8 protein-coding genes are annotated in these 13,021 nt (G+C 30.3%); all 8 read left to right on the forward strand.

The window, feature by feature from the left end; translation table 11 throughout:
* The coding region (locus tag AC1DOS_RS12400) for a hypothetical protein (RefSeq protein ID WP_477537749.1) at positions 1-995 on the forward strand (995 nt) is incomplete at its 5' end.
* A 206-nt stretch (positions 996-1,201) separates the two neighbouring features.
* Positions 1,202-5,020, forward strand: coding sequence for a pentapeptide repeat-containing protein (locus tag AC1DOS_RS12405; RefSeq protein ID WP_477537750.1), 3,819 nt, complete (start codon positions 1,202-1,204; stop codon positions 5,018-5,020).
* A gap of 160 nt (positions 5,021-5,180) precedes the next feature.
* Positions 5,181-5,390, forward strand: a complete 210-nt coding sequence (locus AC1DOS_RS12410; protein WP_477537751.1) for a hypothetical protein — start codon at positions 5,181-5,183, stop codon at positions 5,388-5,390.
* A gap of 612 nt (positions 5,391-6,002) precedes the next feature.
* Positions 6,003-7,112: a hypothetical protein gene (locus tag AC1DOS_RS12415; protein ID WP_477537752.1), complete on the forward strand. Its 1,110-nt coding sequence runs from the start codon at positions 6,003-6,005 to the stop codon at positions 7,110-7,112.
* Between the two features lie 67 nt (positions 7,113-7,179).
* Positions 7,180-8,460, forward strand: coding sequence for a DGQHR domain-containing protein (locus AC1DOS_RS12420; protein WP_477537753.1), 1,281 nt, complete (start codon positions 7,180-7,182; stop codon positions 8,458-8,460).
* Between the two features lie 428 nt (positions 8,461-8,888).
* On the forward strand, positions 8,889-10,079 hold the full coding sequence (locus AC1DOS_RS12425) for a restriction endonuclease (RefSeq protein WP_477537754.1): 1,191 nt from the start codon (positions 8,889-8,891) through the stop codon (positions 10,077-10,079).
* Between the two features lie 226 nt (positions 10,080-10,305).
* Complete coding sequence (locus AC1DOS_RS12430; RefSeq protein WP_477537755.1) at positions 10,306-11,049, forward strand: HNH endonuclease; 744 nt, start codon at positions 10,306-10,308, stop codon at positions 11,047-11,049.
* 280 nt (positions 11,050-11,329) lie between these two features.
* Positions 11,330-12,679 carry a Sau3AI family type II restriction endonuclease gene (locus tag AC1DOS_RS12435; RefSeq protein ID WP_477537756.1) on the forward strand — a complete coding sequence of 450 codons (1,350 nt, stop codon included), beginning with the start codon at positions 11,330-11,332 and terminating at the stop codon, positions 12,677-12,679.
* Positions 12,680-13,021: the final 342 nt, after the last annotated feature.

The following is a 13,021-nucleotide window of genomic DNA, read 5'->3' on the forward strand; positions in this document are numbered from 1 at the left end:
ATGAACAACTACTTAGAAACATTTACAGAGTACCATTACATCAAAAACCACAATTGGGGAAAATGCCATCATTTCTATCAGAAAGGGAAGTTGACCACTTTCAAACTTCGGCAGTAATTAAGAAAATGAATTCGCTGATAGATAAGCAACCTAGCAGATTGAGAAATTTAGCATATGATTTTACAGAAAAATTCATGGAATCTATGGAACAGTTTTCTATAAAAGATACTGAAGGAAAAGAATTGGATAATATTGTTTATGAACAAATATTGAAGATGTTGCCATTAAAAGATGATTATCTAAAAATGATAAAACTCCAGTTCGAAGCAGATGTAATAGAATCTGAATATGTCGTTGACTTCTTTGAAAAGGCATATTCTTATACAGAATATAGAGGTAGTGGATCTTATTTTAAATCGCAGTTCGACCACTATAAATTCCTAATTAATGAGCTATATTTATATATGTTTTCAATGTTATTGCAGTATAAGAAATATGATATTCTAACGGAAATCATAAACTCGGACTACTATGTAGATTCAAATTCTAGTGGAAGAAATCCTTTAGATTTCCATTCTTTTAGTTTCCATCTTCTCTCTTTTGAAAACAGAAAAATAAGACTAGGTATTAACCAACTAAGTTTACATGCCGATTTGCTACAACAAAGAGCCGGAAAAAATGGTAAAGACTTAGCTGAAGCAGACTTATTGCTCTATTTTATTGGGAAAATTAGAAATCAAGATACTTGGAATGAGTGGTATCCAACCTCATACATCTATCTAGATCGTACCACTACCATTAAATTCTTAAGTAAGATGAACTCAATAAAACATTTTGAAGCTGTAAAAAGTATATTTAATGTAGAAAACAAGGAAGTAATGGCAGAGAGAATCAAACAATTTAAAATTGATAGGGGCTACAATCGAGGCGGCTTTAATTCAATTCCTAGTATACAAAATTATATCAATCCAGATGAAATTGCCACAAAATCATAATGTATACGTTAATGATTCGTTTTAAGATTAATAGAATGAACAAGATAATAGCCGAATTGTTAAAACAGATGATAACTTCTGCACATCGACACTCACTTTTATTGTGGGTGTTTTCTTTTGCTCACAGTTTCTCATTCAAATCCTCCACAACGCTCTCACAGTCATTCTAATAAACATACAAATAGATGTTTAAGGGGTAGTAAATTATGTATCAAACTAATTTATCGATATTTATGAAAGAGACCGATGCTACTGCAGTAGGTCTTGGTTTTTATTATCAATATGAGGCAACATTAAACTCATGGTTAAAAAACTACATATCCAAATCACAGATTCAGATATTTTGTGAAACTGAAGATGATATAAAAGAGATAAACTTAGATTCAAATGAAATGAAGTTTTCACAAGTAAAATGTTATTCCAACGAATTTTCTTTAAAATCAGAAGCAATTAAAAAGACAATATGTAATTTTTATATGTTGAATAAAAAATATCAAAATAATAATGTCACTTTTGAATTCGTTACAAATACAGAAATAAAGCGTTCAGAAAAGGTTTTATTAGAGTGGGTTGATAACCGAAATCAATTAACAAAAGGAACAGAGAATTTAATAATAATAGAAATTAAAAAGATATTAGAAGATTACTTTTTAGAATTTACTGAGAAAAAGAAAAAAAATATTGATAAAAAAATTAAAACTTTAAAAAAAGCACAAGGTAAAAATCAAGAGAGAATAGATAAACTTTTAGGAGAGAAAAATAATGTAGAGAGTTTGTTTCAAATTGCTTTAGTTGAAATCTCATATAATGGCAATATTAAAAAGTTTATTGATCTAATTAAATGGAGTTTCAATAATGAAAGTCCTGAAGTGTTAGTAAAAAAATTAATAGAGGAAAATAAATCTTTAATATCCGAAATAGAGAATTCTTCTGAAGCCTTAGATTTAATTCATGCAAGATTATTTTCAGAAATTCATGTAAAATCTTCTAATAAAGACATTGAAGAACGTATGGTTGATAACAATTTATTAGAACAAATACTGGAAGAATCAGCAAATGAAATGATGAAAAAAACTGATAAAGGAATAAATATAAAACTAACAGAGTTAAATAGTAGGTTTTTCAAGCTTGAAAAAGATGTACGAGATCTAAAAGAAGCACATTTAGACGAAAACTACATAAATATAAAAAAACAGTTTAAGTTATATGGTGAAAAGAAAGTTTTAGAGTTTAGTGAACACATGAAAGATGAAAATTTTTCAATATATGATATCTACGTAGAACCAGAATTCTATTCTTTTCCTTTTCGAGGGGAATTACAATTTAAAGAAATTAAAGAAAATGAAGAAGACAGAGAAGAAGGAGAAGTAGAGGATCAAAGTAGAAATGTACTAGGCAGAAATGTACTGGGCTATCTTAGAAAGAGGTTAAAATTAAAGGATAATTTAATTTTAATACATGGTGATCCGGGTATTGGTAAAAGTTCTTTATCAAAAGTAATGTTTAAAACTTTTTTTGAAGAGGAGAAATTTTTACCTTTTCATCTTGAATTAAAAACTATTAATTATACACAAGATTTTAGAAATACCATTTATAATGAACTAACAGAAAATATTAAGAACTTTGCTAATTATCACTTAACAGATTTAAAAATTCTTTTAATTTTAGATGGTTTTGATGAATTACATTTGTTGACAGAAGGTAGTTTAATAAGTTTCTTTGATAATTTAGTAAGTTTTGTTGGTAAGTACAAAAATATAAAGGTTATTTTAACTGGAAGAACAACAGCCTTTTCTGAAATGTCGGATTTAATTCCAAGAAGAACTGAAATTATTATTTTGAAGAAATTCGACGAATACCATGTTCGTGAATGGTTATATAATTGGCTTGAATATAATAAAACCATTCCGGAAAAATTTATTAATGAATTAGTTGAATATAATAATTACCAAGATTCAATACTAGGTTTTCCACTTATACTTTATTTGTTTTGTAAAATGTTAGAGGAAGACAATGCGTTATCGCCAAAAGAAATGTTTGATTTAGAAAAATGGGAGTTTTACGAAAAATTAATTGATTGGACTTGTGCAACTAGTAAATTCGTCGAACAAAATGATTTTAATCCTTTAAGAAAAGATTTTAATATGGATGAACTTTCTATAATTAAAAGAGAATTAAATCAAAATATTGCATTAGCTATGTATCATAAAAAAGAATTTTCAGTAACACAAAAAGACATTGTAAATAAAGAACTATTACCACAAAATTATTTGATTAAGAAAAAGAAAGTTAGTATAGATGATAATGACTATAAAATAATAAACACCTTTATTGTACTGAACTATATGCGTCCTACAGAAAAAAAACAGACGAGTGATGTAGCCTTTGAGTTCGTACATAAAAGTTTTTATGAATTTTTAGCTTCAGAATCTTTAATAAATACCTTACTTAAATTAAATCATACAGAGATAGAATTATTGGATATAGCAGAACATTTTTATAAAAATTTTGGTGGATTCAAATTGAATGAAGAGATGGCAGTATTCTTAAAGCCTCYATTAGAAAACAAGTCCTCTAATGAAGTCAATGTAATTTATGGGAATTTAAAAAGATTATATACKKATTTTATTTTGCAGCATTCGTTTATTAATAATCATGATATCAGCATGTTAAATACCTACTTCAAGAGATATCCCGAAAACTCTTTTAATAAAATAGAAATTCAAACAAACGTTATTTTTAATATGTTTTTTCTTCTTTCTTTCCTTAGTGGTCTTTTTGACGAACTATATGAAATTTGCAATGACAAGGATAGAAAATTAAAAAACTTATTATTTCCAGCAAATAATTTAGAAATCAGTTCTTTAAGTTTAAATAACTTTTATATTAAAGATACTAGCTTTATAGGCGATAATTTTGAAAATGTAGATATTTCAGCCTCAAAGTTACAAAATGTAATTTTTAAATCATTAGATCTTAATAATATTGATTTTAATTCATCTGAGCTTCTGAGTGTTAAAATCGATGGGTGTGAAGGTTTTTTTTCCGATTATGTAGATGCAAAAATTTATTTATCYGAATTTAAAAACTCGAATTTAAAAACGGCAAATTTTTCCACGAGTGATATACAATCAGTAAATTTTTATAACTCAATGTTAGAAGGTAGTTTGTTTGAAAAAAGCACATTAACAAATTGCAAATTTGAATATGTTTCCTTAGAAAATGTTGATTTTTATAACACAGAAATTAATAATACAGAGTTTATAAATTGTGGTTTTCAAAATTCAACCTTTAGTGATTCTCATGTTAAGAATTCAATCTTCAAAAGTGCGGATTTTTCTGAATCAAATCTAAAAAATGCGGATTTTTCTGGTACTGACTTATCGGGGGCAATCTTTATGAACACGAATCTTGAAGGGGTGAATTTTTCCAACGCTAACCTATCGAACGTAATATTAAAAGGAGCGAATATAAATGGTGCGAATTTTTCTGCTGCGAATTTGAGTGGTGTTGACTTTTCTTATATTGATTTACATGATGATAAAATACCTAAATGTGAATTAAATGGAGCCAACCTAACTGATTGCAATTTATCTGTAATGAATTTAACAAACCTAGCACTAAAAAATACAAATTTAACGGGTGCAAATTTGGGATACTCAAATTTAGAAAATTGCGATTTATCAAATGCTTTTCTTTTAAATACAAATTTATCATCTGCAATCTTAATAAACGCCGATTTATCAAACTCGAAAATTATCTCTTCTAATTTAGATGATTCCTATTTAGCTTATTGTAATTTTAATTTATCAAACATATCTTCTTCATCTTTAGTTAGTGCAGACTTCTTTCATGCTGTTCTTGAAGGGGTGAATATAAGTAATTCTAATTTTGAATCAGCGGAATTATTTTCAGTTAATATAAACGAAGCCGATATAAGGGATTCGAATTTTAAACAAGCTAAAATGGAAATGAAAAACGGCAATTTAGCAGTCCTAATCAATAATGCCTATCTAAAATACTGAAAATCCTTCGTTAAAACAAACGTTTACATATACATCCTTTAATATTTACTAGAGCCACAAGGGGTATAAAGCATGAGCATAAGAGTTAATTATTCCTAGGTCGAAAATGATTCTAGATTCCTATATATTAGTTGTAAAAGAGAAGGGGAATCTATAATAAATGATTTCAAATGAAACTATGAACAATTTTAATGTACAAGAAGTATGGTCATGCTCGAAAAAAGAAGATACAATTAATATTGGTTTTAATCGTGCATTATCAAGTTGTCAGGATGGAGTATGGTTAGTTGTCTTAACGAATTTATTATGGGAAGGATCAGAAGTTGAAACTTTTAACAAAAAAAGCAACCGTGATGAAACTATTAAGTGAGCATGGTTTTTTGAACAAGAGTAAGTAAAATCCATTCTACGACGCTTTAAGACTACATTTTCATTATGGTGTGTTTTGGGATACATAATGGTGATAAATCACTACCAGCTACCTCTTATTTCCTTATGAGAATACTTAGGACATTTTTTCCGATTCTTCTAACACTAAACTTAAGTTCTTGACCTTTGATTCTCAGCTTGCACTTCACTTGTGTATTTGTTGATATTTTAATCACCGATTCTTTTCATATTTGATATGGTTGTGAAACGGATTATATCTTTAGATGGGAAACTACAAGTTGGTGTATCTATGAGACTAATTGTAGGAGAAGATAAATATTCATTGATCAAATAGTAAGGAATAAGGTGAATGTCGGCTGGGTAGAAGGTTAAAGAAATGAAGGTAGTTCAGTTAAGCTAAGTTTGGGGCATCTCTTATGAGGTGCTTTTTATTTGACTAAATGTCGAAATTTGACGAACGAAATCTGTCCTTACTACATTATTTTTCCAGTATAGTAAGGCTTGAAGTGTTCAACTTGCTCTCAAGAATGGTAGGGGAGTTAGTAAATGCGAAATTTAGATGTAAAGTATAGATAGGATGTGAAATGGATTAATGCAAAGTAATTCAAGTAAAAAGAATACAAGTAAAAAGAATACAAGAAAGCCGATTTTCCCCTCGGTTATTAAAGAATTTTTCCCCCCGGTTATTAAAGAATATAATAAAAAATGGGTTCATAAAGCAACATTCACTGTATTTGTGAGTCAATTAGGTTTGTTTATTTTATTGCTTTTTATTGGACCTTCAAATTTATTTGAACCTTATATTCCAGATGAACCAATAGAAAGTAAAACTTCTGAGATGAATCAATCAGTTCAAGATTCTGCAAACACTCAAACAAGTCAATCTCAAGAGGAAGTTGTGGGGTATTTATCTTTCTTTAATATGTGGGGGAAGATACTTATTGACTACTTACAAAAGGGTTCATTATTATTATCAATAATGTCTTTAGGCGCTAATGCAGCTGCAAATTATTTTTGGGATTCTCGAAAAGATAAAGAAGATTCATTGTTATTTGAAACAAATAAATTACCTTTTATTATATGMTTATCTTTAGTTTTTTCAGCAGGAATTGTCTATKGAGTTTTACCGGATCGAATTAGTTTTTATTTCATTAATTTGCAATTCTTTATGTTTTGTATATTAATAATTTATATTTATAAAATTAATCATGCTATTTTTACAAAAGAGCAAACTTATAAAGAAGAAGTTCATATAGAGCAAGAAAGTGTAGTTACAGGCACAATTAATTTAAGTAACAAAGAATATGGTGATGACGTTACTAATTTAGATGCTGAATCTTCAAGCATTCCAGAAGAGGAGCCAGCATTTGCGGATTCTCCAGGCAAGCAAGAAGAGGTGCCAGCATTTGCGAAATCTCCAAGCAAGCAAGAAGAGGAGCCAGCATTTGCGGATTCTCCAGGCAAGCAAGAAGAGGAGCCAGCATTTGCGAAATCTCCAAACAAGCAAGAAGAGGAGCCAGCATTTGCGGATGCTCCAGGTAAGCAAGAAGAGGAGCCAGCATTTGAGGATGCTCCTGGCAAGCAAGAAGAGGAGCCAGCATTTGCGGATGCTCCAGGCAAGCAAGAAGGGGAGCCAGCATTTGCGGATGCTCCAGGCAAGCAAGAAGAGGAGCCAGCATTTGCAAATTCTCCAGGCAAATAAGAAGAGGAGCCAGCATTCTCGATACTTCAGTAAAAATTGATAATATGGTAAGAAAGTGAGAAAAAATATGGATAAGAAGTTTAAATATATACAAATTGAACAACCTATTGGAACTATGTTTATGGGTGCTATGAACGCTAGTGATGTATATAATATTTCCCAATCTTATATTAGAAATACTAATAATGATGGTATTCAACGCGTATTAAATGAACCTAGAGTGCGAAGTATAGCTGCATACTGTGAAGATCCGGATGCAATTTTTCCAACCCCAATTATTCTTTCAGGAAAATCAGAGTTTGTTCAAATTGATTTCCATAAAAATGAGTTGATATTTCTTGAAAAAGAAATTAAAAAGGGAAATCGTTTTAGCGTTGTTGATGGACAGCATCGCCTTGAGGGGATAAAAAAATCGAAGAAAGAAGATTACTTTATCCTACCTGTAATAATAATTTTTGATACTACGAATGAACAAGATGCTTATTTATTTTCAACAATTAATGGGAATCAACAACCTGTTCCTAAGTCGCTAGTGTATGATCTATTTGATACTTCTTCAGAAAGAAGTGTAGAAAAATCATGTAACTATATTGTTAGAAGTTTAAATTCAACTGAAGGGTCTCCTCTGTATAAAAAAATAAAATTGTTAGGAGTTACATCTTCGGATGCACCAAATGCAAGAGTTTCGCAAGCTACTATAATAAGAAATTTAATACCTTATATATCTAAAGATTCTTCTAAAGATAATTTAGCCTTAAAGTTGGAGAATTCTTTAGAGGAATTGGATTCTGAAAGATATATATTTAGAGAATTGTTTATAGAATCTGAGGACTCTACAATATACCAAACCTTATTTAATTACTTTAAAGCATTTAATTTGGTTATTGATAAAAAATTTAATGATGATAAAACGCAAGTTTTTTTTGAAAAAACAATTGGTATGACAAGCAAAATTTGGACTTTAAGACCTATATATATTAAGGCAAGAAATATAAATGACTTCAGAACTTCTTTTTTCGTAAAAGAACTTAGTGGAATAATGCAAGAATATAAACGAAACTTTGGTGATTCTATTACAAGTGATATTTATGGTAGTAGTGATGGTGATGCAAAAAAACTTTATTATCGATTGATTAGAAGTTGGTGTTTAAATGATGTTGAGAATATGCTCTATTGTAACTTTACTGTATTACGAAACTCTTTCTATTGGTACGAATTGGAGAATAAATTAGGTGAATTAGAAAAATTGAATCTTTTACAAGAAAGATTGACTGAATTTGAAGGTATTAAAGAAAAATTAAATGCATTTATAGAAAAACAAAAACAGAAACAAATTACACAGTCCTAGAATTTGGGATGGAACACGCTTCTAGCAGATTAAAAGTAAGAATGGACTAAAAAGATTGTTCAAATTTATAGATTGAATTAAACTTACGGGAGCATTCTTATTTTGGAATGCCTTTCTATGGTTAAACAAATATTTTCTTGCATCTTTGGGTAGCTATTTTTGACTGGTATAAAGACAAGTTTTATTTAGAATCATTTGAAGAACTACGTGGCCCAAATGGTGGGAGACCTCATAATATATTTCAAATTCGAAGCTATTTAGAATAATTTAATCTCTCAAATTAAATTAACGGGCATGAATGAAGTATTGACCGTCATTAGGCGGTCTTTTTTGTATTTAGGGAATACTTATCAGCGAAAATTAAAAGTAATTTATGAGTCATTTATTAAAATAAGAGACTACTAATAGCAAGGTGGGGGATGAAAAACGTGTCAAATATTGTGAAGTTTGAAGATTTGAGAGATGCAAATCTTACTGTAGAAGCTATATATGAAGGGGGTATGAAAAATGATGTTTCAGATGATCCACTTAGTAAGCTATTGAAATGTGAAAATATGGGGGGATTTAGAATTTCAGGGTCAAAAAAAACATATCAATATAAATTATGTGGATTATATACTGATTTGATAAATCCAGATTGGCCAGACATGATTGAAAAAGAGACAGGAAAATTCATCTATTATGGGGATAATCGATTCCCAGGAAGAGACCTTCATGATACTTCTAAAGGAGGAAATCAATTATTAAAGTATGTTTTTGATCAATTGCATTTAGGAAACAGAAAAGTGATTCCCCCTTTCTTTATATTTAGTAAAGCAGGGAGTAGGAGAGACATGGTTTTTCAAGGTATTGCAGTACCAGGTCACCCGAGAATAAATGAAAATGAGGATTTAGTTGCTATATGGAAATTGAAAGAAGGAAAAAGGTTTCAAAATTACAAGTCGGTTTTTACTATCTTGGATGTTGCAACAATAAAGCAAGAATGGATAGATGATATTCATAGGGGAAATGCATTTACTTCAAACGCGCCAAAAGAATGGGTGAAATGGGTTAAGGATGGAGTTTATAGACCTTTAACCGCGGAAAGAACAGTTGAGCATAGAACTAGGAGTGAGCAAATTCCATCTTCATTAATCAAAAAGGCTATGGTAGAGGCAGTTATTGAACATTTTAAAAGTCATCCAAGAGGTGAATATGCTTTTGAAGAGTGTGCAGCAAAGTTGGTGGAAATGATGGATAGTAACATTGTCAGTTACGACCTCACTAGACCATGGAGAGACGGTGGTAGAGATGCAATTGGTAAATACAGAATTGGTTTAACTCAGAATGCAGTATATGTTGATTTTGCTTTAGAGGCAAAATGTAAAGGGTTTCTTTATGGGTCTGGAGTTAAAGAGACTTCCCGACTCATTAGTCGTCTAAGATATCGTCAATTTGGAATCTTTGTTACAACGTCATTTGTAAGTAGTCAGGCTTATGAAGAAATTAAGGAAGACGGACACCCGGTAATTATCGTATGTGCTGACGATATTGGCTCTATTTTGGAGAGTCATGGATTCCGTACCATTTCTAGCGTTAAAGAATGGTTGGAAACTAATTTTACTTATAAAATAACTTAATGGAAACAGCTAAAGTATGTAGAAATGAGAAGCACTTATGCTTTTAAAAAGATACCTACAAGATCAAAGAATCCACTTATCAATTTCACAAAAAATACTGCTAAAACTATTTTAGTTGGCGGAACATTAGATAAGATAAAAGCAACCTATTCCTCAACTGATTCAATGTATAGATAATAAATCGTTTTATATAATTAATAAAATGGCTATTAAAGGCGATATTGCATTGTTTTCTGGTAATAACACTATTTTTTCATCTGCAACAGTGACATATAAGATAAATAATAAGGCTTTAGCGGAAGAACTTTGGGGATGGAAAAATCCAGATGAAACCTGGGAATTCCTTTACTTTCTTGATGAAGTAAAGGAACATAAAATCCATATTACAGAATTTAACCAATTACTTGGGTACTCTTTGACTAATCCAATAAGAGGCTTTAGGGTTTTGGATGAAGAGAAAAGTTTAAAGGTACTTGACCATTTTAAATTTAATAGTAACAAGTATTTTGAAGAAGTAACAATAAACCAGTATAAAGCACTTATCGACCAATTTATTGAATATGACTCATTAGAAACCTCAAGAATAGGTAAAACGAGAAAAGAACAGGCATTCTTAAGAAAGGCCTTATTTGGAAATCAGACTAACGGATTTTGTGGTATTTGTCATAATGAGTTTCCAGTAGAACTATTAATAACTGCCCATATAAAAAAGAGAGCAGAATGTACAAAAGAAGAAAAGCTTGATTATAAAAATGTAGTAATGCCAATGTGTACCTTTGGGTGTGACCATTTGTTTGAAAAAGGATATATAGGAGTCCAAAACGGAATTGTTGARCTTTTGAAAAATGAAGCCGATTTAACAATTGCATTGAGAGTATACATTGGTCAGTTAAAAGGAAATTACTGTAATTACTGGACAGATGGATCAAAATCCTATTTTGATTGGCATATAGCTCACCATAATAGTTAGGTTAAGTTGGGTTAAACGAAGAGGATAATAAAAAAGAATCCCTAAAAAATAGCATCTTATATGGTGCTTTTTTATTGCGGAATTTTTATAGAGGATAAAGTGGTAAATTTTATAAACGTCGAAATATATTCTTAGAAATAAATAAAGACCTGTTCTGAATAAAATAGATAAAACAATTTGATGAAAGATAAGCAACTTGCCTATTTGAAGGGAGTACTGTAGGCAGCTGAAATGATATTTTAAAAAAACGATTGAGTAGGTGATAAGGTTGAATATAACCTTGGAAACAGAAGAACAATTACTCGAGTTTACCAAAGGAATTATCGGAAAGAGATTTAAAGAAATAGACAAGAAAAAAATCTTACAAGGAAATAACAACGACAAAGGTAGACTAGGTAAGGTTGTTGAAACTGGGTTCTATGGGTATGAATTGAATAATCGTTCTGAAGCTGATTTCGATGAGTTAGGAATAGAACTAAAGGTGTCTGGTTTTAGAAAACTTAAAGATGGATCCTGGTCAGCAAAGGAACGTATTTCCTTAAGTATGATAAACTACAAAAATATTATTAATGAGGAATTTGAGTTTAGTAAGGTTATTTCAAAGAACCAAAAGCTATTAATCATTTGGTATGAGTATATTGATGATGTTCCGTATGCTGATTTTGTGATTCATGATTTTCAGTTGTTTGATATGTCAAAGGACGAAGAGATTATTCGGAATGATTTTTATACAATTAAACAGAAAGTATTAGATGGTCTTGCCCACAAGTTATCTGAGGGTGATTCCGTTATTTTAGGAGCAGCTACAAAAGGAAAAAAAGGGCAAAAGGCTGCACAACCTAATTCATTTATTCCAGCTCCTACAAGAGCTTTCTCTTTAAAAAATTCCTTCTTCCGTGGTGTTTTAAGAGATCATTTTAATGGAGTTACAACAATTAATAAATCTATTGATTTCGTAACACCTGAAGGTTTTGTATGGGATAGGTTAAAGCCATATAAAGGCATGAGACAACTAGATATACTAGCTAATTTTGAAAAACTTAATTCCGCTAAAAGAATACCATATTCGATAAGTAAAATGGTATCAAATAGAGTGGTAGGTACAGATAAGGAACTGCCAGAGAAGCATGAGGTTTTTAGTAAATCGAATTTTCTTATCAAAAACATACCCATTTTTGGGGATAACAAGCCTATTGAAAAAGCTACGTTTAGTACATTAAAACATTCTGATTTTAGAAGTTCCTGGGAAGAATCAGAGTGGAAAATGTTCTTTGAAGAAGTCACATTTATATATATCGCATATCTGGGGAAAAAGGACGGTAAAGAGCTAGACAATGGCTATAGACTTTTAGATAGGATTTTTAAGGTAACTTTCACTCAAGAGGAAGTAGATGAATTTGGGAGAACCTACAACATGATAAAAGAAGTTATTGAAACTAAAGACATTACAAAACTTCCTAATGCTACACTAAATACTAAAGCAAACCTTGGACTTCCACTTGTTATTTCGACAAAAGGCAGTGGTACTGGTGGGTATAAGAGATTCCTTGATGATACAAGAGAAACTTGCTTTATGTTGAATAAAGATTTCATTCATAAGAAGTTCAATGAAGCGGTTACCTTAAAGTAGTTAATAATTTAAATAGTCTACTTAATCTTTTTAGACCTGTAAACAATTACGTAATGATATTTATAGTTTAAGTAGACTAATGGGGCATATTGATATCAGATAACTCAAAGTATTTCAGCGGATTAGAGCAAAATAACATATTAGAAATAGGAAAGTTGTATAGTCCATTAAATAATATAGACGTGCTCAATAAAAGAAGGTAATTCCATCTGTAAACTATATCTAGAAACGAGCCAATTACAAAATGCGTTAAACGAATATCCTAGCAGTGAAGTCAATTTATTTTAATTTGCTATTGATAAAAATGGAATATTTGCATATAGTAAGTAGTATATAGGGTTA

This window comes from Paenisporosarcina sp. P5_A11 (genome assembly GCF_056400705.1).

What these genes read in the sequence shown, in the direction of transcription:
- AC1DOS_RS12410 (WP_477537751.1), top strand. Translation starts at nt 5,181, where the DNA reads ATGATTTCAAATGAAACTATGAACAATTTTAATGTACAAGAAGTATGG.
- AC1DOS_RS12420 (WP_477537753.1), top strand. Translation starts at nt 7,180, where the DNA reads ATGGATAAGAAGTTTAAATATATACAAATTGAACAACCTATTGGAACT.